The sequence below is a fragment of the Actinomadura formosensis NBRC 14204 genome (assembly GCF_001552155.1).
GTDB classification, from domain to species: Bacteria; Actinomycetota; Actinomycetes; order Streptosporangiales; family Streptosporangiaceae; genus Spirillospora; species Spirillospora formosensis.
Genome location: NZ_BCQQ01000016.1, coordinates 1 through 24,504, shown reverse-complemented (window position 1 = coordinate 24,504; position 24,504 = coordinate 1). Strand labels below are relative to the sequence as shown.

At 72.6% G+C, this 24,504-nt stretch carries 18 protein-coding genes; 6 read left to right on the top strand and 12 right to left on the bottom strand.

Going from position 1 to position 24,504, the window contains the following annotated elements; translation table 11 throughout:
- Positions 1 to 121: 121 nt before the first annotated feature.
- Together AF1_RS06270 and AF1_RS06265 are read right to left on the bottom strand one after the other, a co-directional pair.
- Positions 122 to 1,099 (bottom strand): CapA family protein, encoded by a 978-nt coding sequence (locus tag AF1_RS06270; RefSeq protein WP_067794051.1) that lies wholly within the window; start codon positions 1,097 to 1,099, stop codon positions 122 to 124.
- A 36-nt stretch (positions 1,100 to 1,135) separates the two neighbouring features.
- Positions 1,136 to 1,711: a dihydrofolate reductase family protein gene (locus AF1_RS06265; RefSeq protein ID WP_067794050.1), complete on the bottom strand. Its 576-nt coding sequence runs from the start codon at positions 1,709 to 1,711 to the stop codon at positions 1,136 to 1,138.
- A 71-nt stretch (positions 1,712 to 1,782) separates the two neighbouring features.
- On the opposite strand from AF1_RS06265, the gene AF1_RS06260 reads away from it, so the two are divergent.
- Positions 1,783 to 2,355 carry a TetR/AcrR family transcriptional regulator gene (locus AF1_RS06260; protein ID WP_067794049.1) on the top strand — a complete coding sequence of 191 codons (573 nt, stop codon included), beginning with the start codon at positions 1,783 to 1,785 and terminating at the stop codon, positions 2,353 to 2,355.
- Here the strand turns inward: AF1_RS06260 and AF1_RS06255 are convergent.
- The gene (locus AF1_RS06255; RefSeq protein ID WP_067794048.1) at positions 2,352 to 3,386 is read right to left on the bottom strand and encodes an SGNH/GDSL hydrolase family protein; all 1,035 of its coding nucleotides are present in this window, start codon (positions 3,384 to 3,386) and stop codon (positions 2,352 to 2,354) included. The two genes, AF1_RS06260 and AF1_RS06255, sit on opposite strands and share 4 nt — an antisense overlap.
- Positions 3,387 to 3,505: 119 nt before the next feature.
- Positions 3,506 to 4,009 carry a GNAT family N-acetyltransferase gene (locus AF1_RS06250; RefSeq protein WP_067794047.1) on the bottom strand — a complete coding sequence of 168 codons (504 nt, stop codon included), beginning with the start codon at positions 4,007 to 4,009 and terminating at the stop codon, positions 3,506 to 3,508.
- 129 nt (positions 4,010 to 4,138) lie between these two features.
- Here AF1_RS06250 and AF1_RS06245 point away from each other — a divergent pair, with 129 nt between their 5' ends.
- Positions 4,139 to 4,975 (top strand): GNAT family N-acetyltransferase, encoded by an 837-nt coding sequence (locus tag AF1_RS06245; RefSeq protein ID WP_067794046.1) that lies wholly within the window; start codon positions 4,139 to 4,141, stop codon positions 4,973 to 4,975.
- A gap of 63 nt (positions 4,976 to 5,038) precedes the next feature.
- Here the strand turns inward: AF1_RS06245 and uvrB are convergent, their stop codons facing one another.
- The gene (gene uvrB / locus AF1_RS06240) at positions 5,039 to 7,168 is read right to left on the bottom strand and encodes an excinuclease ABC subunit UvrB (protein WP_067794045.1); all 2,130 of its coding nucleotides are present in this window, start codon (positions 7,166 to 7,168) and stop codon (positions 5,039 to 5,041) included.
- A gap of 88 nt (positions 7,169 to 7,256) precedes the next feature.
- Positions 7,257 to 8,408 carry a sensor histidine kinase gene (locus AF1_RS06235; protein WP_067794044.1) on the bottom strand — a complete coding sequence of 384 codons (1,152 nt, stop codon included), beginning with the start codon at positions 8,406 to 8,408 and terminating at the stop codon, positions 7,257 to 7,259.
- A gap of 204 nt (positions 8,409 to 8,612) precedes the next feature.
- Between AF1_RS06235 and AF1_RS06230 the strand changes: the two genes are divergently transcribed.
- The 3 genes from AF1_RS06230 to AF1_RS06220 are packed head-to-tail and all read left to right on the top strand — an operon-like array spanning position 8,613 to position 11,288.
- Positions 8,613 to 9,626, top strand: coding sequence for a hypothetical protein (locus AF1_RS06230; RefSeq protein WP_067794043.1), 1,014 nt, complete (start codon positions 8,613 to 8,615; stop codon positions 9,624 to 9,626).
- A gap of 31 nt (positions 9,627 to 9,657) precedes the next feature.
- On the top strand, positions 9,658 to 10,353 hold the full coding sequence (locus tag AF1_RS34140; protein ID WP_067794042.1) for a hypothetical protein: 696 nt from the start codon (positions 9,658 to 9,660) through the stop codon (positions 10,351 to 10,353).
- A gap of 32 nt (positions 10,354 to 10,385) precedes the next feature.
- Positions 10,386 to 11,288, top strand: a complete 903-nt coding sequence (locus AF1_RS06220) for an inositol monophosphatase family protein (RefSeq protein WP_067794041.1) — start codon at positions 10,386 to 10,388, stop codon at positions 11,286 to 11,288.
- 29 nt (positions 11,289 to 11,317) lie between these two features.
- Here AF1_RS06220 and AF1_RS06215 read toward each other — a convergent pair whose 3' ends face one another.
- The gene (locus AF1_RS06215; protein WP_407642204.1) at positions 11,318 to 12,541 is read right to left on the bottom strand and encodes an ArsB/NhaD family transporter; all 1,224 of its coding nucleotides are present in this window, start codon (positions 12,539 to 12,541) and stop codon (positions 11,318 to 11,320) included.
- Positions 12,542 to 12,637: 96 nt separating this feature from the next.
- Here AF1_RS06215 and AF1_RS06210 point away from each other — a divergent pair, with 96 nt between their 5' ends.
- Positions 12,638 to 18,469: a WD40 domain-containing protein gene (locus tag AF1_RS06210; RefSeq protein ID WP_067794039.1), complete on the top strand. Its 5,832-nt coding sequence runs from the start codon at positions 12,638 to 12,640 to the stop codon at positions 18,467 to 18,469.
- On the opposite strand, the gene coaE is transcribed toward AF1_RS06210, so the two are convergent.
- From coaE to AF1_RS06185, 5 genes are all read right to left on the bottom strand, one after another.
- On the bottom strand, positions 18,466 to 19,065 hold the full coding sequence (coaE, locus tag AF1_RS06205) for a dephospho-CoA kinase (protein WP_067794038.1): 600 nt from the start codon (positions 19,063 to 19,065) through the stop codon (positions 18,466 to 18,468). The two genes, AF1_RS06210 and coaE, sit on opposite strands and share 4 nt — an antisense overlap.
- A gap of 25 nt (positions 19,066 to 19,090) precedes the next feature.
- Positions 19,091 to 19,567 carry a GNAT family N-acetyltransferase gene (locus AF1_RS06200; protein ID WP_067794037.1) on the bottom strand — a complete coding sequence of 159 codons (477 nt, stop codon included), beginning with the start codon at positions 19,565 to 19,567 and terminating at the stop codon, positions 19,091 to 19,093.
- A 37-nt stretch (positions 19,568 to 19,604) separates the two neighbouring features.
- A complete protein-coding gene (locus tag AF1_RS06195; protein WP_242608685.1) occupies positions 19,605 to 21,569 on the bottom strand; it encodes an endonuclease/exonuclease/phosphatase family protein in 1,965 nt (654 codons plus the stop codon).
- A 244-nt stretch (positions 21,570 to 21,813) separates the two neighbouring features.
- Positions 21,814 to 23,289, bottom strand: coding sequence for a 30S ribosomal protein S1 (rpsA, locus tag AF1_RS06190; protein ID WP_067794036.1), 1,476 nt, complete (start codon positions 23,287 to 23,289; stop codon positions 21,814 to 21,816).
- A 238-nt stretch (positions 23,290 to 23,527) separates the two neighbouring features.
- A partial coding sequence (locus AF1_RS06185) for a polysaccharide deacetylase family protein (protein WP_067794035.1) occupies positions 23,528 to 24,504 on the bottom strand: 977 nt, incomplete at its 5' end.

Sequence of the window (24,504 nt, the reverse complement as noted above, 5' to 3'; positions counted from 1 at the left end):
TTAGCTACCAATTGAGTGCATTCGGTAACATTGCGGTCGCGGTGAGGGACGCTGCCGGAACGGCTCCGGCGCGAGATCGGCCGACGCGCTGGCGGACGAGTACCCACCCCTCGGCGATCCGCTATGGCGCGCCGGACCTTGACTCAAGGACGAGCCGGTCGCCCCGGACGGTGACCTCCGTCCCGAAGGCGGCACAGGCCGCGGTGAAGCGGTCGACGATCCAGGCGCGGTCGGCGCCCTCGGCCAGCCGGGTGTGCGCGAGGTCGAGCCGGACCGGCACCGCCTCGATCCGGGACGGGCCACCGCCGTCCACGGTGACCAGGAACACCAGGCCCAGGTCGTTGCGGAGCTGCCGGTCAACGACGTAATCGTCGATGAAATCCCCCATGTCGAACATGACCGGCCAGGAAACACCGTGGAACACGTGCGCCGAACTCCCTGCGATGAGCGACGCGCCGGCGTCCACCAGCGCCTCGGCCGCACGCCGGACGTAACCCAGCGGCTCATCGGTCATGTTCGGCCCCCAGTGCGGCATCACCAGTACCGCATCGGCCTCGTCCCGAAGCCGGCGGATCCGCCTCACCAGGTCATCGGGGACGCCGCCCCACAGATCGACGTGCGCGACACCGGGACGATCGGGCCCGGCGGCGAAATCGGCCGGATGATCGGTGATGCCCACGACCGCGATCCGGGTGTCCCGGGCTTCCAGGACGACGGGCTCCCGCGCCTCCTCCAGATCGGCACCGGCCCCGACCGTCCGGACGCCGGCCCGCCGCAGAATGGCGAGTGTGTCCGCCAGCGCGTCGGGCCCGAAGTCCAGGGCGTGGTTGTTGGCGAGCGTCACGCAGTCGACACCGAGGTCGGTGAGGGCTTCGGCGGCGGCCGGCGGCGCCCGGAAATGGAAGGGCTTGCCCGGGGCGCCCCAGGGCCGTCCGCGCTCGGAGATGCAGCATTCCAGGTTCAGCAGCACGAGGTCGGCCTCCGCGAAGACCTCGCGCACCCCCTCCGAGAACAGGCCGTGCGGACCGGACACCGCGATCTCGTCCGCCACGCCGCGTCCCAGCATGGTGTCCCCGGCGAGCGCCATCGTGACGGCCATCGGCTCCTCCCCTCCACGGACCCCCTGGTTTCCACACTACGGAACGCGGGTGAACCAGGTGACCTGGGCGCCGTTGCCGAACGGCTTCCGCTCGGCCGGCGCGAACCGGGTCGGTCGGAACCCGCCGGAGAAGGCGGAGATGCCGTCCCCGGCCACCACCGGATACGACTTGACGATCAGTTCGTCGATCTCGGGGAGGAGGGCACCGGCGAGCCTGCCGCCACCGGCGAGCCAGATGTCCATGTCACCGTCCTCGGCCTTGAGTTCGCGGACGACGTCGAGCGGCTCTCTGACCAGTTCCACGCCGGGGTCGGCGATCTCGTCGAGCGTGGTGGAGACGACGTACTGCCGAAGGTGCGCGTACGGGCTGGTCACGTTGATGTCGAGGGCCGGCCGGTAGGTGCCGAGCCCCATCACCAGCGTGTCGAACCGCTTGTTCGGCGCTCCCTCAAGGCCGAAATGCGGACGGACGTGCGTGGGGATCGTCTCCGGGTAGCGCTCGTTGATCCAGGCCGCCATGTCGTCCCCGAGCGGGTAGAAGTCGAACTCGCCGCCCGGCCCCGCGATGTAGCCGTCGATGCTGACGCCGACGTAGTAGACGAGCTTTCGCATAAATGAACTCCATACGTAGTACTCTGCTTGTAGTGGCTAGAACGTAGTACTACAATTGGAGTGGTGTCAACATGCGGCGGAACACCGAACGGCGGGCGGCACTGGTCGACGCCGCCATCGAGGTCCTGGCCAGGGAGGGGGCGCGCGGGCTGACGTTCCGGGCGGTGGACGCCGAGGCGAGCGTCCCGGCCGGCACCGCGTCCAACTACTTCGCCAACCGGGACGACCTGCTCACCCAGGCGGGCGGCCGGATCTACGAGCGCCTGCAGCCCGACGCGTCCACCGTGGCCGGGACCCTGGAGGGGCCCCGCGACATCGCCAAGGTCACCGAACTCCTCCGCGACGTGATCGGACGTATCTCCGGCTTCCGCACCGGCTACCTGGCACTGCTGGAACTGCGCCTGGAGGCGACCCGGCGCCCGGAACTGCGCGCCGTGCTGACCGAGCGGGTGCGGGCGGACATCGACGCCAACATCGCCTACCACCTGGACAGCGGCCTGCCCGGCGACGCCACCTCCGTCCGGCTGCTCTACCTCGCCCTCAACTGGCTGATCGTCGAGCACCTCACCCTCCCGGGAGTGTTCTCCGACGAGGAGGTACAGGACCTTGTGGCGATCGCGGTGGAACGCGCCGTCCCGCGCTAGGACAGCGGGCGGCCCGGTCCCTTCTTGATCTGCTCGGTGAACAACTGGGCCAGGGCGTGCTGCCCGGCGATCGTCGGGTGGTAGCTGCGCGGCTCGGCCTCCAGCGCCGACAGGTTCAGTGTCAGGCCGTTCATGTACGCGTTCGGGCTGCCGACCTCGTGGCCGGCGAACGCACTGTAGGCGTCGACGAACTCGACGCTGCCGCGGCCGTGCGTCGCGGCCTTGCGCGCGTCCGCCTCGATGACGGACTGGCGGATCAGCCGCCCCAGATCGTAGGCGCGCGCATTCAGCCAACGCTGGTCCGACACCGTGATGTTGTCCCCGTCCACGCCGCTGACCTCGGAGAACGCCTTCGGGTACCCCATCACGATCACCCGCGCGTAGGGGGCCCGCGCGGTGATCTTCGCGAGCAGGGCCGGAAGATCCTGCCGCAGTTCGGACATCTTGCCGGCGATCTCCTCGCCCTGCGAGGTGCAGCCCCTGCCCCACGGCAGCTTGACGACGCATCCGGCGAGCACCTTGGAGAACCCGACGTCGTTGCCGCCGATGCTGATGGTGATCAGGCTGGTGTCGCGTCCGATCCGCCCGATCTGCGGGGGCTCACCGCCCCGCCCGTCCAGGACGTCGTCGGTCGTCGCGCCGGAACACGCCCAGAACGACGTGCCCCTGGCGAAACGAAACGCCTGGGAGACCTCGTGGTAGTACGCCTTGGACGTCCGATGGCAGCGGTCGAGCGGGTTCTGGTCGGCCACCGTCGCCTCCGCGCCGACGCCCGCCGAGTACGAGTCCCCCAGCGCGACATACGAACCCCGCGTGGCCACTTCGAGCGGCGTGGGTCCCCTGCGGACCGCGACCGGGTCGGTGCGCTTCTCCGGTGCGGGCCTGGGGCAGCCGCCGCCGAAGACCTCGCAGCGGACCGCGGGCATCGCCGCCAGCGGGACGACGGCCAGTGCCAGCAGCACCACCAGCAGGACGAGCGCGGCCCTTCGTTCGCCGAGACGGGCCCGCATCCATGCCACCGGGCTGGTCATCGTCCTCCTTGTACGTCCCTGGGGCAGACGTCCACGAGCCGCTCCCGGTTCCCGCCTTTACATTGTAGATCATCAGCCGGATGCCGCGGATGATCGGCACCGGGGCGCCGGTGCCGAGGCTACCGCTCCCCGGCCGGCGCCCACATGACGACCCGCGGACCCAGCTCGTGCAGCCCGGCCTCGACCTCGGCGTCCCAGTAGGACCTGAGGCCCGGCCCCCACCGGTCCTCGGGCAGCTCCGCGAACCCGTGCCGCGCGTACCAGGGGCCGTTCCACGGGACGTCCCGGAACGTCAGCAGGCTGACACCGGGCGATCCGGCCGCCGCCGCCCGCGCCACGACCTCCTCCAGCAGCCGGACGCCGATCCCCCGCCCGGTCAGGTCGCCGCGCACCGAGATCTGCTCCAGGTGCGCGGCGCCATCGACCTGCCGGGTCGCCGCGAACCCGACCGGCGGGTCACCGGCGACCACGATCCCGGCGCCCTTGCCGATCACCTGCTCGATCACGGTCGGACCGGGCGGGAACACGATCCCGATCTCCTCGAACATCGGGTCGCCCGAGTTCTCGATCTCCGCCAGCCCCGGGAGATCCTCGGGCCGCGCCGGCCGAACCTCATGCCCCATCCCGCGATCGTAGGCCGCGCCCCGGGCCGCGTCCTCCCATTAATGTCCGGGCCGCGGGCGAGGGTGCCGGGCATGGCCGCCGCCGGAAAACGGGGTGCGAGGCGGGCAGGGGTGTGCGCATGCTCGGGTATGGGATGGACGCTGACCGATGATCTTGAGGAGTTCCTCACGCGGGCGAGCGGTTTCCTGCGCGGTGATCCCGTCGCGAACACCGTGGCGCTGACCGTGGCCGAGGCCATGCGAACGCAGGGCCCCGGCCTCTACGGGGAAACGCTGCTCGGATGGTGGACGGCGGCGGGGCGTGTGGCGGGCGTGTGCATGTGGACCGGCGCACATCCGCTGCTGCTGAGCGCGATGCCGCAGGCGGCGGCCGCGGAACTGGCGGACGCGCTGGCCGGGCGGGACGCGAAGGTGCCGGAGGTCAACGGGGCACGGGCGGCGGCCGGGGCGTTCGCCGAGGCGTGGACGAGCAGGACCGGGGCCGCGAGCGGCGTCAGGATGCGGCAGCGGCTCTACCGGCTCGACAGGCTGGACGTCCCCGATCCGCCGCCGGAGGGCGCCGCGCGCACGGCCGGCGGCGGCGACCGCGAGCTGGTGCTGGAATGGTTCGCGACCTTCTACCGCGACGCCGGCCAGTCCCGGCCCGTGAACACCGAACTGGTCGACGGCAGGCTCGCGGAGGGCGGGCTCACACTGTGGGAGGCCGGCGGCCGTCCGGTGTCGATGGCGGGGCGGACGCCGGTCGTCGCCGGCATGGCGCGGGTCGCGCCCGTGTACACCCCCGCCGCGCACCGGCGCCGGGGCTACGGAGCGGCGGTCACCGCCGCGGTGACCGCGGGTGCGCTGGACGCGGGCGCCGCACACGTCGTGCTGTTCACCGACCTCGCCGACCCGACGAGCAACGGCATCTACCAGGGGCTCGGCTACCGGCCCGTGGAGGACCGCGTCGCGCTCTCCTTCACCTGACGGCGCCGATCGCCCGACGCGGGCACGGGGAGAACGCCGCCTTCCGCACGCGCGCCCCGGCGGTCACCTGACACCGGCCTCCTTCATGTCGCGGAGTTCGCGTTTGAGTTCCTTGATCTCGTCGCGGAGGCGGGCGGCGAGCTCGAACTGCAGGTCGGTGGCGGCCTGGTGCATCTGGTCGGTCATCTGCTCGATGAGGGCCTCCAGCTCCTCGCGGGGCCGTTCGCCGACGAGGTCGGCGGCGTGGCGGCCGACCTCCCCCGAGCGCGAGGCCGCCTTGGACGCCAGGCCGGGGACGGGGGCCTTGCCGCGGGACTGCTGCCGCCCGGCGCCGCCGATGAGGGTCTCGGTGTCGGCGTCCTCGCGGGCGAGGGAGTCGAGGATGTCGGCGATGCGCTTGCGCAGGGCCCGCGGCTCGATGCCGTGCTCGGCGTTGTAGGCCTGCTGCTTGGCGCGGCGCCGGCTGGTCTCGTCGATCGCGCGCTCCATCGACGGGGTGACCGTGTCGGCGTACATGTGGACCTGGCCGGAGACGTTGCGGGCCGCGCGGCCGATCGTCTGGATGAGGGACGTCTCGGAGCGCAGGAAGCCCTCCTTGTCGGCGTCCAGGATCGCGACGAGGGAGACCTCGGGCAGGTCGAGGCCCTCGCGGAGCAGGTTGATGCCGACCAGGACGTCGAACTCCCCGGAGCGCAGCTCGCGGAGCAGCTCGATCCGGCGCAGGGTGTCGACCTCGCTGTGCAGGTAGCGGACCTGGATGCCGAGTTCGAGGAGGTAGTCGGTGAGGTCCTCGGCCATCTTCTTGGTGAGGGTGGTGACGAGGACGCGCTCGTCGCGCTCGGTGCGCTCGCGGATCTCGTGGATGAGGTCGTCGATCTGGCCCTTGGTGGGCTTGACGACGATCTCGGGGTCGATGAGGCCGGTCGGGCGGATGACCTGCTCGACGACGTCGCCCTTGACGCGGTTCATCTCGTACGGGCCGGGCGTCGCCGACAGGTACACGGTCTGGCCGATGCGGTCGAGGAACTCCTCCCACTTCAGGGGGCGGTTGTCCATCGCGGACGGCAGCCGGAACCCGTGCTCGACCAGCATCCGCTTGCGGGACGCGTCGCCCTCGTACATGGCGCCGATCTGCGGGACGGTCTGGTGCGACTCGTCGATGACGAGGAGGAAGTCCTCCGGGAAGTAGTCGAGGAGGGTGTTGGGGGCGGTACCGGGGCCGCGGCCGTCGATGTGCCGGGAGTAGTTCTCGATGCCGGAGCAGGCGCCGACCTGGCGCATCATCTCGATGTCGTAGGTGGTGCGCATGCGCAGCCGCTGCGCCTCCAGCATCTTGCCCCGCCGCTCCATCACGGCGAGGGTCTCCTCCAGCTCGGCCTCGATGTCGCGGATGGCCCGCTCCATGCGCTCGGGGCCGGCGACGTAGTGGGAGGCGGGGAAGACGTACAGCTCGTCGTCCTCGGTGATCAGCTCGCCGGTGAGGGGGTGCAGGGTCGCGAGCTTCTCGATCTCGTCGCCGAACATCTCGATGCGGACGGCGAGCTCCTCGTACTGCGGGATGATCTCGATGGTGTCGCCGCGGACCCGGAACGTCCCGCGGGTGAAGGCGAGGTCGTTGCGCGTGTACTGCATGCCGACGAGCCGGCGGAGCAGGTCGTCGCGGTCGATCTCCTGGCCGGTGTGCAGCCGGAGCATGCGGTCGACGTACTCCTGCGGGGTGCCGAGGCCGTAGATGCAGGACACCGACGCGACGACGATGGTGTCGCGGCGGGTGAGCAGCGAGTTGGTCGCCGAGTGCCGCAGCCGGTCGACCTCGTCGTTGATCGAGGAGTCCTTCTCGATGTAGGTGTCGGTCTGCGGGATGTACGCCTCGGGCTGGTAGTAGTCGTAGTACGACACGAAGTACTCGACGGCGTTGTGCGGCAGCATCTCGCGCAGCTCGTTGGCGAACTGGGCGGCGAGCGTCTTGTTCGGCTGCATGACCAGGACCGGCCGCTGCAGCTTCTCCACCAGCCACGCGATCGTGGCGGTCTTGCCGGTGCCGGTGGCGCCGAGCAGCACCGCGTCCTTGTCGCCGGCCTCGATCCGGGCGGTCAGCTCGGCGATCGCCTGCGGCTGGTCGCCCGACGGCGTCATCTCGGTGACGACCTCGAACGGCGCCACGCGGCGCCGCAGATCGGTGACTGGGCGCATCGGCACTCCCCTGGTCCGGCCTGGTCCGGCGTACTCCCCTGCTTTCCACCACTGTATTCAGGGGCCCCGACATTCCGCGTCCGCGCCGTCAGGACGCGGGCAGCGGCAGCCTCGCCCGGACGGCGTAGCCGCCTCCGCGGGGCCCGGCCTCGAAGCTGCCGCCGAGGGCGGTGACGCGCTCGCGCAGCCCGACCAGGCCGTTCCCGCCGCTCGGCAGCCGGTGCTCGGGCCGTGCGGTGGGCGGGTCGTTGACGATCTCCACTTCGATCGCCTCGGGCAGCAGGCCGAGGCCGACGCGGGTGTCGGCGGCCCCGGCGTGCTTGTGGACGTTGGTGAGGGCCTCCTGGACGAGGCGGTACACCGTCCGTCCCACGGCGATCGGCATCGGGCGCTCCTCGCCGCGGACCGCCAGGTCGACGCGGAGGCCGGCGGCGCCGGACTGGCCGACGAGCTCGCGGACGTGGGCGAGTGTCACCGCCTCCTGGGGAAGGGCCTCCTCGCCCTGGCGCAGGACCCCGATGACGTGGCGGAGCTCCTCCAGGGCCTGCCGCCCCATGTCCCCGATGATGGTGGCGGTCTCGGCGGCCCGCTCGGGGTCGCGGGCGGCGATCGCCTTGAGCGCGCCCGCGTGCACGACCATGACGCTGATCCGGTTGGCGACCACGTCGTGCATCTCCCGCGCGATGCGGGTGCGTTCCTCGCCCCGCGCGCGCTCTGCGAGGAGGTGCTGTTCACGTTCGAGCCTCGCCGCGCGTTCCTGGAGCGAGGCGAGGAGCTGCTTGCGCGCCCCCATGTAGAGGCCCAGCAGGACGGGAACCGCGATGAACGCGATGCCGAAGATGGCCTGCACGGCGAAGTTGTCCGCCGTCGCCGTCGGGGACGGGAAGGCCAGCGCGGCGATGTAGGTGACGGCGGCGATCGTCAGGACCGTCCAGCGGGACGCGGTGTAGGCGGCGAGCGAGTACAGCACGACCAGGACGGCGAACACGCCCGCGCCGGTGATCGTCCCGAACACGAGCAGGAACAGGGCGAGCCCCACGGGGTGGGAGCGCCGCACGACGAGCGCCAGGCCGAGGACGACGCTGCACGCCGACACGACGGGCGGCGGCAGCCAGAACTTCTGGTCGGCGAACCACAGGAACACGCCGTCGCCGGCGGCCAGGGACACCGCCAGGAAGACGTCGAGCGCGCGCGAACGCCGGGTGGGCCATGCCCCCGTCCACCAGCCCCGCACGTACATGCGATGAGCCTATAGCGCATGGGGGCCGAACCCGGTCGCGCAAGGGACCAAAGCCCTCACCCGCGGGGCTTTTCCGCGGTCCATGCGCTGTGGTTACGATGACGGCGCCGACCGTGCCGTCCGAGGCGGATCCCGTGGGTCCTCCGGGTCCCTTGGCCCCCCTGGACGCCCGCGGCGCCGACTAGGACGGGATGACCGCAGAAGATGACCCGCTTCGCCAACTGGTTCGGGAAGAACGCCGACGCAGTGATCGCGCTGGTGCTGGCGATCGTCGTGGCGGTGCTGGGTCTCGGGGTGAACCTGCCGCACGAGGCCGACATCACCAACAGCGGGATCCTCGCGGTGATCGGCCTGCTGGCGACGTCGGTGCTGCGGGACCGCGGGCGCCGCATCCCGGTCGAGGCGGAGGTCCGCGACACGCTCCGGGCGTCCTCGGCGACGCTCGACGACCTGAGCGGCAGGCTGGCCCACATCGAGGGGTTCGAGAACGTCCTGGCCGACACCAAGCACACGCTGGACGAGACCACGGTCGTCCGTGTCATCAGCGGGGCGCAGGTGGCGCAGGTCCTGGAAGAGGCCCGCCGCGACACCGACCGGTGGTTCTTCAAGGGCGGGACGGGGACGTACATACGCGCGCGCACGCTGCCGGAGTGCGTGGCGGCGGCCCGCAGGGAGCGGCGCACGCTGCTGTTCCGCCTGGAGATCCTCGACCCCACCGATGTGGAGGTGTGCGAGGCGTACGCGCGCCACCGCCGTTCGGTGTCGGACGGCCCGGACGCGACCGGTGAGCCGTGGACGCTGGAGCGCACCCGCAAGGAGGCGTACGCGACGATCCTGGCGGCGTGCTGGCACAAGCAGCGGTTCGCCATGCTCGACATCGACATCGGCCTGGCGCGGACGATGACGACGCTGCGCTACGACCTGGCGGCGTCGCGGGTGGTGGTGACCCGCGACGATCCGCGCGGGGAGGCGCTGGTCGTCGACAGCGCCAAGTTCTACTACAGCTGGGTGAGCGCGGAGCTGCAGACCAGCCTGGACCAGGCGCGCCGCGTCCCGGTCGAGCAGGCCAGGCTGGCGCCGCTGGACGACGAGCCGACCGTCGAGGAGGTCCGCAAGCTGTTCGAGGTGCTCGGCATCGGCCTCGCGCGGGACTACACCGACCGGGACGTCATCGAGATCATCCGTAAGGCGCTGCGGGCGAAGGACCCGTACGAGTGAGCCGGGAGCGCGGAGGGGCGAGGCCGCCGGGGTGAAGTACGAGGAGATCCGCGGGGAGATCCGCGCCGGGACGGCGGCGCGGACGCTGCCGGCGTGGGCGAGGGGCGTCCTCCGCGGCATCCTGGACGGCATCGCGGCGGACGGCGGGCCGCCGGTCCCGGCGGTGCGGCACCCGCTGGGCTTCCTGTGCCTCCCGGTGGAGCGCAGCGGTGGTCTCGGCGTGTGCCTGCACCTCTGGACGCCGGAGGTGCGTCCGGCGCCGTCCACCACGTCCGCGGTCCACTGCCACAGCTGGGATCTGCTCAGCTTCGTCCTGTACGGGACGGTGCGGAACGTGCGGATGGACGTCCAGGAGGCCGCCGGGGAGGCCGCCGGAGGGGCGGCGCGGCAGGTGTTCGAGGTCGTCAGCGAGGGGGACGTGGACGAGCTGAGAGCGACGGGGCGCGCCGTCCGCTGCTCTCCGAGGCGTTCCACCGCGCACCGGACCGGGGAGTCGTACACCCTCCCGGCGGGCGTGTTCCATAGCACGCTGATAGAGGACGGCATGGACGCGGCCACGATCGCCTTGGGCCGCCAAATACCGGGTGGCGGCGACCTGTCCCTCGGCCCTCTGGGCACGCCCACGCATAGCGTGCGTCGTTCTCGTTCCGACTTCGCCGACACGGTGCGCGCCCTGCGTCGTTCCGTGCGCAGGATCGCCGCCGCCCAATGCTCGGCGCGCCGGTAGGCCGCCGCCGGAACCCGACTGGAGAGGCCCCGATGAAACCCACGACCCCGTCAGCGGCCCTTCCGGTCGATCTCTGCCAGGCCCGCGGCGTGGCGGTGGACGCCGCCGAGGCGGCGGGCGCCCTGCTGAGCGCGGGCATGGGCGGTCCCCTGGAGGTCCGCCCGAAGGGCGCGGGCGGGGACGTGGTGACGGCGCTGGACACGGCCGCCGAGGAACTGATCGTCGGGCGGCTGCGGGCCGCGTATCCGGGGCATCGCATCATCGCGGAGGAGTCCGGTGTCCTCGACGGCGCGCCCGGCGAGGACACCGGCGGAGGCGAGGAGCTGGTGTGGCTCGTCGATCCGCTGGACGGCACCAACAACGTGGCGATCGGCATGCCGGTCTACGCGGTGGGGCTGGCGCTGTGCGCGCACACCCGGCCGGTCTTGGGCGTCGTCCACGACCCGGTGTCGGGACGGACGTGGTCGGCGATGCGCGGGAAGGGCGCCCTGGGGCCGGACGGGGCACCGCTGAGGCTGCCTGACCGTCCGCGGCCCGGCCGGGCTGAGAACCCCGTGCTGGCATGGACGCAGGGGCACCAGGTCAAGTCGGACGATCCCGTCGCGTTCGCCTTTCGCACATCCTTGGAGAAGCAGTGCGCCCGCATGCTCCAACTGTGGGCGCCGCTGGTGGCGTGGACGATGCTGGCGCGCGGTGACATCGACGGGATCGTCGGCTATCTGCCCGAGATCGTGGATCTGCCGGCCGGGGCGCTGGTCGCCGCCGAGGCGGGCGCGGAACTACGCCGCCTGGACGGCGGCCCGTACGAGATGGGCATCGACCGCCCGGCGTCCGAGCTGGGGTTCGTGGCCGCGCGTCCCGACCTCCTCGGCCGCCTCCTGGAGACCACGACGCGGATAGCCCGCCCTGACGGCCGCTTCCACGTCGCCCTGTGAGCCGTCCTGCAAGCCGCCTTGCGGGGCGCCTACCGGGTCAGCGGAAGAACACCGACGGCGGCTGCGCAGCCCAGCACCGCCAGGACGGTCCCGGTGAGCACGAACTTGCGGATCGGGACGCGGACGTCCCACCGCCGGCACCATTCGAACCACAGCAGCGTGGCGAGCGAGCCCCACGGCGTGATGACCGGCCCCACGTTGGTCCCGATGAGCAGGGAGAGGAGCTGGTCCTTGTTGGAGGCCGGTACGGCCGACTCTCCCGCCACATAGGCGGGAAGGTTGTTGAGGACGTTCGACAGGCCCGCCCCGGAGAACGCCGCCCGGAGCGCCCCCGCCGCGTCGCCGTCGTGGCCGACGAGGGCGCGCATGACATCGTCCAGCCCGAACCGTTCGAGCGTGGGAACGACCAGGAACAGCCCGGTGACGAACACCATGAGCTGCCACGGGATGAGGACGGGGCGCAGCGCCGAACGGTCGCGCACGGCGAAGGCGGCGACGGCCACGACGGCGGCGACGGCCGCGGCGATGCCGAGCTGGATCCCGGTGTGCACGCCCGCCAGGATCGCCCCGATGAACAGCAGGCACGCGATCCCCGTGGCGGAGAACAGCACCCGGTCGCGCACGGGCGCGAGGTCGGGCGGGTCATAGGCGTCCTCACCGCGCATGGGCCGCCGCCAATAGAACACCCACAGCAGCGCCATGGTGACGGCCAGGGCGGCCAATTGCGGCATCCACATGCGGGCCGCGAAAGCACGGGTCTGCAGAGCCACCTGGTCGGCGGCGAGGAGGTTGGTCAGATTGGACAACGGGAGCAGAAGGCTCGCGGTGTTGGCCAGCCACACCGTCGTCATGGCCAGCGGCAGGGTGACGATCCGCGCGCGCGCCGCCAGCGCCAGCATGACCGGCGTCAACAGCACGGCGGTCGTGTCGAGGTTGAGGAAGATGGTGGTGAGCGACGCGAACACCACGCACAGCAGAAAGAGCGCGACGTAGTTCCCGCGTCCGGCCCGCGCCATCCGCTCCGCGATCGCGTCGAAGACCCCGGCCTCTTTGGTGAGTTCCGCCAGGACGATGACGCTGAACAGGAAGAGCAGCAGGGGCGCGATCCGCCCGATGCTGGACCGGGCCGTGTCGGCGGGCAGCAGGCCCGTGGCGACGAACACGAGCCCCAGCGCGAGCACCCCGATGCGGATCCAGTCGAGCACGCCCAGGGCGCCGGCGGCTCGGCGCAGGGTCTTCATCGGGGGCGGCACGGCCGTCATGATCCCACAGCCCGCCCGCCCGGACGGCCCGGTCTTCGGGCGGCGCGGATCGCTGCTTTCCGCACGCCGCCGCGCGATACTGGCGGCATGACTCCCCCCGGCGGCCACCCCAGGCAGGAGCGTCCGACCGACTTCTTCGTCAGCTACTCGCCCGCGGACGAGCGATGGGCGTCCTGGATCGCCTGGCAGCTGGAGGCCGCCGGGCACCGGACGATGATGCAGGCGTGGGACTTCGTGCCCGGGACCAACTTCATCGACTTCATGGACCGGGGCCTGTCGGAGGCCAAGGCCGTGGTGGCGGTGCTGTCGCGCAACTACCTGCGCTCCCGGTACGGGCGGCTGGAGTGGATGGCGGCGCTGCGGGCCGATCCGGACGACCCGGCCCGCAAGCTCGTGACGGTCCGGATCGAGGACTGCCCGATCGACGGGCTGCTGTCCACGATCACCTATGTGGACCTGGTGGGGATCGACGATCCGGACGAGGCGCGCGGGCTGCTGATGCGGCGCATCCGGGAGGCCCTCGCCGGTCACGCCCGGCCCCTCAACGGCCCCGGCTTCCCCGGCGGCTTCTCGCCGCCGGGCGGCGGTGACGTGCTGCCGGGCCGCCTGGAACCGCCTGACGGGCCGCAGGAGCCGGTCGGGGAGCGTCCCGTCCGGCGGGCGCCCGTGGCCGCGCCCGCGTTCCCTGCCGCGGGCACCGGGCACGAGGCGCGCGAGGAGCTGAGCGTCCTGCACGTCTCGGGGCCCCGGTTCGGCCGGACGCTGGCCGAACCGGGCGAGCCGACGACCGCCACCGAGCTGCAGGACCGCATCTGGAGCGATGTGACGCGGCTGGCCGACTCCGGCGTGCCGCGGCCCGACCTGCTGGTCGTCACCGGCAACCTCACCCACTCGGGGAGCCGCAAGGAGTTCGCCGAGGCGCTGTCGTTCCTGACGAGCCTGCGGGCGCTGCTCGGCCTGGAGGCGCAGCGCGTCGTCATCGTGCCGGGCACCCACGACGTCACCCGCGCCGCGTGCCGGGCGTACTTCGCCGGCTGCGAGGCCGACGACATCGAGCCGCAGCCGCCGTACTGGCCGAAATGGCGGCATTACGCGGGCCTGTTCAAGGAGTTCTACCAGGGCATCGACGCGCTGATCTTCGACAGCGCGCAGCCGTGGACGCTGTTCCCCGTCCCGGACCTGCGGGTCGTGGTGGCCGGTCTCAACTCGACCCTGCCGCAGACCCACCGCGAGGAGGACCGGTACGGACGTGTCGGACAGGCCCAGGCCGCCTGGTTCAACGAGCGGCTGCGCCATTTCGAAGACGAGGGCTGGCTCCGCCTGGGGGCGATCGAGCACACGCCCATCTCCGGTGAGCCCGGGGCGCTGCGCGACCCCGAGACGGTGGAAACGCTTCTCGGCGGCCACGTCAACCTGTTCTTCCAGGGGACGGGATCGGAGTTCGGTGCGATTCCGCAGCTCGGCGGCGGCGTCCCGGCCGTCCCCGCGCTCGGCCCCGGCCGCCACCAGATCGTCGTCCTGCGCCGGGACGGCCTGGAACGGTGGATTCCCGAGGACGCCGCCCGCCGCGGCCCGGAGCGGCTCGAACGGTCATGGCCGAACGTCCGGGGAACGTTCCCGCCGCCGCGTGCCGAGACCCCGCCCGCCCCGCCCGCCCCGGAACTGGGTCCGGCCGGCGACGGCGCCGCCGATCCGGTGCCCGATCCCACGGCGCGGCTCCTCGACCGGCTGACGGAGGCGTGCGAGACGCGGTTCGAGCGCGCGACCATCCGCCGGATCGTCCCGCCCGCGCGCGAGGAGGGCCGGTCCGACCCGCCGCACCTGCTGCTGACCCACCTGGAGGACGGGTTCGTCCGCCAGTACCGCATCGGCGCCCACGTCGGGCAGGTGACCGAGGCGGACGTGGACGCGTTCGTCCGGCACGTGCACGCCGACGGGGCCGACCACGGGTCCGAGCTCGTGTACCTGGGGCCGGCACCGCCTCGTGCCCTGCGCGACGACGCGCTGCGGCGCGGCATCCGGGTGCGCAGCCTCACCGAGTTCCAGGGGCTGCTCGACCTGTCGGAGTACGTGACGGCGCAGACGCGGCGGCTGGCCGGCGACGGGCTGTATCCGCCGTCCCTGTACGTCCCGCAGCGGTACCGCGAGCTCGACCGGTTCCGTTCCGGGACCCCGGCCGGCGACGACGCGCCCGCCGGGGGCGCCCGCGAGGACGTCGTCGCCGAGATGCTGCGGCTGCTGGCCGCCGACCACGGCCGGTTCCTGCTGCTGCTCGGCGACTTCGGGCGCGGCAAGACGTTCGCGCTGCGCGAGCTGGCCCGCCGCATCCCCGAGGAGCTGCCGCACGTCATCCCGATCCTCATCGAGCTGCGGGCCCTCGACAAGGCGCACTCGGTGGACGGCCTGGTCGCCGCGCACCTGGCCAACCACGGCGAGGAGCTGATCGACCTCAAGGCGTTCCACTACATGCTCCGCCAGGGACGCATCGTCCTGCTCTTCGACGGGTTCGACGAGCTGGTGACGCGGATGACCTACGACCGGGCCGCCGACCACCTCGACACGCTGCTGCAGGCCGCCCGGGACAAGGCGAAGATCGTGGTGGCGAGCCGCACCCAGCACTTCAAGTCGCAGGCACAGGTGCTGACCGCGCTGGGCGAGAAGGTCGGCGTGCTGCCGCACCGGCGCGTCCTCGGCCTGGAGGAGTTCACGCCGCCGCAGGTCCGCTCGTACCTGGTGAACCGGTACGGGGACGAGGGCGCGGCCGAGGCCCGGCTGAGCCTGCTCGCGGGCATCGAGGAGCTGCTCGCGCTGACGCCCAACCCGCGGATGCTCTCGTTCATCGCCGACCTGCCCGAGGACCGGCTGCACGCGGTCGCGCAGGCCCGCCGCGCGGTCAGCCCCGCCGACCTCTACCACGAGATCCTGTCGTCCTGGCTCGCCCACGAGGCCGACCGGGTCGGCGGCGCCGGCGGGCCCTCCGGGCTGAAGGCCGAGGACATGTGGCGGGCCGTGGGCACGCTCGCGCTGCGCCTGTGGGAGGGCAACGAGCAGTTCCTGCGGCTCGCCGAGCTCGCCGACGTCGCCGACACCCTCACCGGCCTCGCCGGCGGCCGGATGTCCCCGCACCAGGTGACGCACGCCGTCGGCGCCGGGAGCCTGCTGGTCCGCACCGACGAGGGCCTGTTCGGGTTCATCCACACCTCGGTGATGGAGTGGCTCGTCGCGCGGCACATCGCGGACGAGTTCGCCGGCGGCGCGGCCCCCGCCGCCCTGGGGCATCGCACGCTCACCCAGCTCACCGTCGACTTCCTGTGCGACCTGGCCGACACGCGAGCCTGCCAGGACTGGGCGGCCGGCGTGCTCGCCGACCCCGACGCCGACGACATCGCCCGCGCCAACGCGATCCGCATCACGACACGGCTGCGCACCCCCGCGCGCACCGACCTGCGCGGCGCCCGCCTGCAAGGCGAGGACCTGTCCTACCGCGACTTGCAGGAGGTCGACCTGACGGGCGCCGACCTCACCGACGCGCAACTCGTCGGCGCGAACCTGTCGCGCGCCGTCCTGCGGGACGCGTCGCTGGCCGGGGCCCGCCTGGACGAGGCGCGGCTCACCGGGGCCGACCTGCGCGGCGCCGACCTGTCCCGGGCCCGCCTCGCCCGCGCCGACCTGCGGGACGTCGCCGTCGACGGCAGCCGCTGGACCCGCGCCGCCCTCGTGGACGCCGCGCTCCCCGCCCGGATCGCCGCCGCGCCCGAGCTGCGCGAGGCCGCGATCGCCCCCGGGCATCCCATCGACATCCAGCTCGCACCGCCCGCGGTGGGCGTCCCCTACGGTTTCCACTTCCAGACCAGCCGCCTCCCCCAGCCGCTCGTCTACAGCCCGGGCGGCTCCGTACTGGCCGTGGGCAGCGAGGACGGCGGCGTCCTCGTGTGCGACGCCGTCTCGGGCACTCCCCTGCGCACGCTCCAGGGCCACACCGACCGCACCTACGCGGTGGCGTTCGACGCGGAAGGCAACCTCCTGGCGAGTGGTTCGGCGGACGGAACCGTCCGGATCTGGGACCTCGCCACAGGGCACTGCGCGCACATCCTCACCGTCCATCCCGAAGGGGTGTGGCCGGTCGTCACCGGCGGGCTCTCCCCCTCCGGGGCCGGCCTCCTCGCGGCGGGCGCCGCCGACGGGACCGTCCGCGTGTGGGACATCGCGTCCGGTGCCCTCCTGCACGAGCTGCCCGGGCACACCGCGCCCGTCTACACCGCCGTGTTCGACTCCGCGGGCTCCCTCATGGTCACCGGCGACGCGGGCGGAACCCTGCGCGTCTGGGACCTCGCCACGGGCGCGCTGCGGCGCGAGCTGACCGGCCACCGGGGCGCGGTGTTCCGCGCCGTCTTCCACCCGGACGGCTCCGTCCTCGCCGCCGGTGACGAGGCCGGCGTCGTCCGGCTCTGGGACATCCGCACCGGCGAGATCCGGCGGGAACTCCTCGGCCACACCGGACGCGTCTACGCCATCGCCTTCCACCCCGGCGGGAACCTCCTCGTCACCGGCGACACCGACGGGTCCGTCCGGATCTGGGCGGACGGCCGGCAGCGCAGCGTCCTGCCGGGCCACGAGGGCGCCATCTACCAGGCGGCGTTCAGCCCGGACGGCGGACGTCTCGCCACCTCCGACAGCGCCGGCTCCGTCCGGCTGTGGGACCCCGGGACCGGGCGGCAGCGCCTCGAACTCGCCGGGCACCGCGGCGCCGTGTGGCCGTTCGCGTTCCGTCCCGACGGCACGCAGCTCGCCACCAGCAGCAACGACGGCACCGCCCGGCTGTGGGACGCCGAGACCGGGCGGTGCCGCGTCGTGCTGCGCGGCCACGGCCGCCGCGTCACCGGCGTCGCGTTCAGCCCGGACGGCGGCATGCTCGCCTCCAGCGGCAACGACGGCCTCGTCCGGCTGTGGGAGCCGCGCACCGGCCGGATGATCCGGGAGCTGCGCGGCGTCGCCGACAACCTCACCTCCGCCGCGTTCAACACCCGCCACACCCAGCTCGCCACCGCCACCAACGACGGCGGCGTCCACCTGTGGCAGGCGGGGACGGGCACGTTCGAACGCGAGCTGAACGTGGAGACCGACCACGTGTGGGCGCAGGCGTTCGCGCCCGGCGGCGACCTCCTCGCCACCGCCAACGACGACGACTCCGTCCGCATCTGGTACTGGACGACCGGCCGCGAGATCGTCGAACTCGCCGACCACCGGGGCCGCGTCCGCTCCATCGACTTCCACCGGAACGGCGACCTGCTCGCCACAGGCTGCGACGACGGCCTGGTCCGGCTCTGGCACCCCCGCACCGGCGCCCTCGCCGCCGTCCTGCGCGGCCACACCGACCGCGTCTACCAGGTGGCCTTCTCCCCGTCCGGTGAGATCCTCGCCAGTGCAAGCAACGACGGCACCGTCCGGATCTGGGACCCCGCCACAGGCGACGTCCTGCACATCCTCACCGCCCACACGGGCCGCCTGTGGACCGCGGCGTTCCACCCGTCCGGCACGATGCTCGCCAGCGCGGGCGACGACCTGGTGGTGCGCCTGTGGGACCCGTCCGACGGGCGTCTCCTGCACACCCTCCCCGGCCACACCCGCCGCGTCTGGTCGGCGGCCTTCAACCCCGACGGCGACCTCCTCGCCACCGCGGGCGACGACGGCGCCGTCATCCTGTGGGACGTCGCCGGCCGCGCGGCCCCCACCCGCCGCGCCACCCTCCTCGGGCTGCCCGAAGGCTGGGCCGCCCTGGCCCCCGACGGCCGCTACAAATCGGAGGGCAACGCCACCGCCGAATTCTGGTACGCGGTCGGCATGTGCCGTTTCGAACCAGGCGAACTGGACCCCTACCTCCCCGAAGTCCACCGCCTCCCCCTCGACGCCCCCTTCTAGGGCGCGGCACGGCGGGTGAGGGTCTCCCAGAGGGCGTCGACCTGGGTTCTCAGGTCGTCCAGGGTGCCGGAGTTGTCGATGATGTGGGTGGCGATCGCGCGGCGGTCCGCGCGGGACGCCTGGTTCGCCATGCGGGCGCGGGCGTCCTCCTCGGTCATGCCGCGGCGGGCGACCAGGCGGTCCAGCTGGGTCTCCTCCGGCGCGTCCACCACGATGACCTCGTCGTACATGGGGGCCAGGCCGTTCTCCGCCAGCAGGGGGACGTCGTAGACGACGACCGCGCGGGCGGGGGCGGCGTCCATCAGTTCCTGCATCCGCTCCCCCACCAGCGGGTGGACGATCGCGTTCAGCGCGGCGAGCCGGGCGGGGTCGCCGAACACGATGCGGCCGACCTTCTCGCGGTCCAGGCCGCCGGACGGCAGCAGCACGTCCCCGCCGAACTCCGCCACGACGGCGGCGAGGCCGGGCGTGCCCGGCTCGACGACCTCCCGGGCGATCTTGTCGGCGTCGATGACCACGGCGCCGCGCTCGCGCAACCGCGCCGACACCTCGCTCTTGCCCGACCCGATTCCGCCGGTGAGTCCCACTTTCAGCACGGGAGTCACCCTAGCGGCGCGGCCGCTACGCGGTTCCGGCGGGGACGAGCGGCTTGCGCATGTGGACGAGGGTGAGGTGCGCGGCGACACGCTCGCGGCGCGTCTCGGTGTAGCCGAGGCGGCGGTACAGGCGCAGGTTCGCCTCGCTGAGATGCCCGGTGAACAGCACGCACGCGTCGGCGCGGCCGGCGGCCTCGTCCTCCAGCGCCGTCAGCAGGCGCCGCCCGATGCCGCGGCCCTGCAGGTCGGGGGCGACGACGAGCCGCCCCACCAGGCACGTGCGGTCACTGAACCGGGCACGGGCCGCACCGGCGAGACGGCCGTCCAGCACCGCCTTCAGCACCACCGCGTCCCCCGCGAGGACCTTCCGCAGCTGCTCGATCGACTCGACCAGCGGCGGGATGAACGGGTCGCCGTACAACTGCGCCTCCGCGACGTACGCGGCGCGCTGGACGGTCAGGATCTCCCCGGCGTCGGCGGGGACCGCCCGCTCGATCCTCATGCCGCACACCCGGGCGGCGGCCCGCCGCCGGGTCCGCTCACCGCCCGACCCGGACGGTGATCGCGACCGGATAGTGGTCGGACGCGTCCGACTTCGGCACGTCGTAGTCGGTGACGAGGACGCCGTCCGAGCCGAAGATCCAGTCGTTGGTGGCGCCGTCCGGCCGGGTCGGGTACGCCTCGCCGCCGAGGGCGGCGCTGCGCAGGTCGGTGCCCTCGGTCATCGCGGCCAGCTCCGGGCTGCCCGCGTCGGTGTTGAAGTCGCCGCCGATGAGGGTGCGGGGCGCGCCGCCCCAGGCCCGCAGCAGCGCCGCGATCTCCCGGGACCGCTCACCGGCCCGGTCGTCGCCGCCCTCCAGGTGCGTCGACCACACGTCCATCGTGGTCTTGCCGACGGCCAGCCGCGCCCACACGTACCCGCGGATCTGCGACCAGTCGCCGCGCGGCATCCGGCCCGTCCCCGAGCTGCGCACCGGCAGCGACGTCAGGATCGCGTTGCCGAACTGGCCGTCGGCGGCCGGGCCCCAGATCAGCTTCATGCCGAGCCGCCGCGACAGCCACACGCCGACGTCGGTGGTGCCCGACGTCAGCGACCCCCGCCCGGCCTCCTGCAGCAGGACGACCTGGGCGCGCTGCCCCTCGATGACGCGGGCGATGCCCTCCGGGTCGAGCCGCCCGGACTGGTCGACCGCGTCGTGGATGTTGTAGCTCACCACGCGGACCTGGCCGGGGCCGGGCGCCGCCGGCGCCTTCCCGTCCGGCGCCACCACGGTGAACACCAGCGTGCCGATGAGCAGCAGGGCGGCGGCGGTGAGGGCGGTCAGGGCGCGCAGCGGGGCGCGGGCGGGCAGCGGGCCGCCGCGGGCCGCCGCGATGGCCGCGAGCGCGCCGAGCGCGATGCCGGCGAGACCGGGCAGCAGGTTGTTCGGGAACGGCAGCGGCGACACGGCGCTGACCTGGTACGGGATGAGGATCACCGCGATGAGCAGGCCGCCGAGCGCGGCACCCGCGTCGACCCGCCAGACCGGGCCGCCGGTCCCGGCGCGGCGCAGCGGCGCCCGGCACGCGACGGCCAGCAGCCACGCCGCCATCACCTGCCCGACGATCACGACGGGGACGACCTCGATGCCGGAGATCGCGTACGTCCCGGCGACGGCGCCCGCGCCGACCCCGAGGACGGTTCCGCCGAGCACGCACACGCCGCCCGGCACCGCCCGCACGGCGAGGCCGGACGCGAGGAACGCCAGCGCGAGGCCCTGCCCGATGACGATCGCGACATGCGCCCCGGTCAGCGACTGCCAGCCGGACGACGCCACGAACGCGGGGCTGGCGAGGACGAGGACCTGCAGCGCCAGGAACGGCCCGAGCGCGGCGGCGCCCAGTGCGTCCCGCCAGGACACCCCGGGCGCGGCGACGGGCCCGGACACCAGCTCGCGGTAGAGCGCGGCGGCGCCGACGCCGACGAACGCCAGGCACGCCAGCCACGGGCCGATGCCGTCCCGCCACACCGGGTCCCAGGTGGCGAAGCACATCCGCACGGCGCTGTCGATGGACAGGCCGGCGACGACCGCGGTGGCGAACCCGACGCCGGACAGCCCGCGGGCGCCCTCGTACAGCGCCGCGACGGCGATCATGCCGATGGCGGTCCCGGCGAACGCCAGCCAGGTGCCCGGGTCGATGGCCTGCGCGAGGAGCCGGACGGCGAACAGCCCGCCGACACCGGCGAGCAGCAGCCCGCGCGGCCCGGCGGCGCGGCGGATCAGCGGGGCGGTGAACCCGGCGAGGTAGACGACCAGGACGCCGAGCGCGGCGACCGCGGTGCCGGTCTGGTCGGCGAAGTGGTCGAGCTGCGGCAGCGAGAACCGCAGGGTCTGCGCGAGCACCGCGACCGTGACCGCGATCAGCGCGATCCGGGCGGGGCCCTGCGGGACGATCGACGGGCCGGCCGCGGCGGGGTCGCCGGTCCTGGTGCCGACGGCGGTGTTGGCGTCTGTGCTGGCCAATTGAACGACTGCTCCCGGGGGACGAGCGTGACGAGCGGACCTTCGGGATGACGCGGCCCTCCGCGGACGCGAGGCTGCGGCGACGCGGTCCGCACGGCAATGGTGGCGCAACCGAAGCACGGCCGGAGGCCGATCCAGAAAGATCGTTCTCCGGCCGTGCCCGGAATTGCGCCGGTGTCGCCGCGCGGGCGGCCGGGCCCGCGGTCAGCGGGCCGTCACCGGATCCATCTCGTCCGCGAGGGGCTCACTGACCGCCGGAGAGCTTCTCCCGCAGCGCGGCGAGCGCCTCGTCGGTGGCGAGGGCGCCACCGCCGGACTCGCTCTCACCGCCGCCGGAGTAGGAGGTCTCGCCGCCGGCCGCGGGCGCGGTGTCGGCCTCCGCCTCGGCCTTGCGGGCCTCCTCGATCTGCTTGCGGTGGGCATCGAAGCGGGCGCGGGCCTCGGCGTACTGCCGCTCCCAGGTCTCGCGCTGCTCGTCGAAGCCCGGCAGCCACTCGCCGGTCTCGGCGTCGAACCCCTCGGGGTACTTGTAGTTGCCCTGCTCGTCGTACTCGGCGGGCATGCCGTACAGCGTCGGGTCGAAGTCCTCTTCCTCGATGCCGACGGCGCCCTCGTTGGCCTGCTTGAGCGACAGGCTGATACGGCGCCGGTCGAGGTCGATGTCGATGATCTTCACGAAGATCTCGTCGCCGACCTGGACGACCTGCTCGGGGATCTCCACGTGCCGCTCGGCGAGCTCGGAGATGTGCACCAGGCCCTCGATGCCCTCCTCGACCCGGACGAACGCGCCGAACGGCACCAGCTTGGTGACGCGACCCGGAACGACCTGGCCGATCTGGTGGGTGCGGGCGAACTGCTGCCACGGGTCTTCCTGGGTCGCCTTGAGCGACAGGGAGACGCGCTCGCGCTCCATGTCGACGTCCAGGACCTCGACCGTGACCTCCTGGCCGACCTCGACGACCTCGGAGGGGTGGTCGATGTGCTTCCAGGACAGCTCGGAGACGTGCACCAGTCCGTCGACGCCGCCGAGGTCGACGAACGCGCCGAAGTTGACGATCGAGGACACGACGCCCTTGCGGACCTGGCCCTTCTGCAGGGTGTTGAGGAAGGTCTGGCGGACCTCGCTCTGCGTCTGCTCCAGCCAGGCGCGGCGCGACAGGACCACGTTGTTGCGGTTCTTGTCCAGCTCGATGATCTTGGCCTCGAGCTCGCGCCCGACGTAGGGCTGCAGGTCGCGGACCCGGCGCATCTCGACGAGCGAGGCGGGCAGGAAGCCGCGCAGGCCGATGTCGAGGATGAGACCGCCCTTGACGACCTCGATGACGGTACCGGTGACGATGCCGTCCTCGTCCTTGATCTTCTCGATCGTGCCCCAGGCGCGCTCGTACTGGGCGCGCTTCTTGGACAGGATCAGCCGTCCCTCCTTGTCCTCCTTCTGGAGGACGAGGGCCTCGACGTGGTCGCCGGTGGAGACGACCTCGTTGGGGTCGACGTCGTGCTTGATGGACAGCTCACGCGAGGGGATGACCCCCTCGGTCTTGTAGCCGATGTCGAGGAGGACCTCGTCACGATCGACCTTGACGACAGTGCCTTCGACAATGTCGCCGTCGTTGAAGTACTTGATGGTCTCGTCGATCGCCGCGAGGAAGGCTTCCTCGGACCCGATGTCGTTGACCGCTACCTGCGGGGTGGTCGAGGTGGCCTCGGTGCTGCTCGTCATATGTCGGCTGGCTCCGGTACGGACATGGAAGTCGTATGGGTTGTGCGCGGAGGGCCGTTATCCGCCCTGCCGAAGACCGGAATGGGACGCGGACAGTGCCGTGTCAGTGAACCGAACCGTTGTCGCCGACCTGACCGAGCGCGAGCCTGCTCCGTCCGAAGCACGCGCAAGCCCACAGCGCAGCGCTCAGGATATGGGACCAGGTCTCCCGTGGTCAATCCGCCCGGGGCGGCGATGATCAGTATGTTCGCGCACGGCCCCGGTACTCCTTGGCGAGCCGGTCCTCGGCGCTCTTCGGAAACGTCACGGTGTTCGGATCTCCGTCAGAGGTGTACCGCTCATCGGGGTTCTTGTCCAGATAGTCGAGCCACGCGACCGAGCAGTACTTCGTGCAGTCGTTCTCCTTGATCTTGCCCTCGGAGCGGATCCGGTCGATCTGCCACCGGTCGAAGTCGCCGTCGAACGGCGACACCGACGGCCGCCAGCCCGCGAGGAACATCCCCTGGAAGGCGTACCGCCCGTCCTCCTTCTCGGCCCACGCCTTCTTCTTGGGGACGGCCCCGAACGGGTACGCGAAGGTCGTCGTGTGGGCACCGGCGAGCTTGACGATCCGGTCCTCCATGTCCCCGATCTCCTTGCGGACGCCCTTTTCGGACATGCCGGAGAGGCTCGGGTGGTTCACCGTGTGGTTGCCGAGCTCGTACCCGTGCTGCCGCAGCCACGCGAGCCCGGCCGCCGCCTGGGCGTCGTCCATCCCGAACAGGTCCTTGTTCAGGTAGAACGTCGCCACGGGCCGGAATCCGGGGTTCTCCCGCGCGACCTGCTCGATGACCCCCACTGCGGTGTCGGGCTTCGGACCGCCCTGCGCGTCGAGCCCGAAATGCCCCGGCGTGCTGTCGTCGAACGTCAGGACCACCGGGTGCCTGCCCGCCGGCACGTTGAACCGCCCGCCGACGAACTCCGCCGCCGTGATCGGGCAGTATCCGTCCTTCGCGAGCCGTGTCAGCTCGTCGTGCAGTTCCTTGGTCGACCGGTCCAGCGACATCTGGGGCTTGTTCAGGATCCGGTGGTACATGAGCACCGGGACCTGCCCCAGCTCGTTGGCCTTGACCGCCACAGCCCCGGCGGCGGCCGCCGCGATCGGCGTCGGCGGCGCGGACGTCGGTGCGGACGCCCGCGGCGAGGCCGACCCCGTCGGCGGCACCGTCCCGCCCG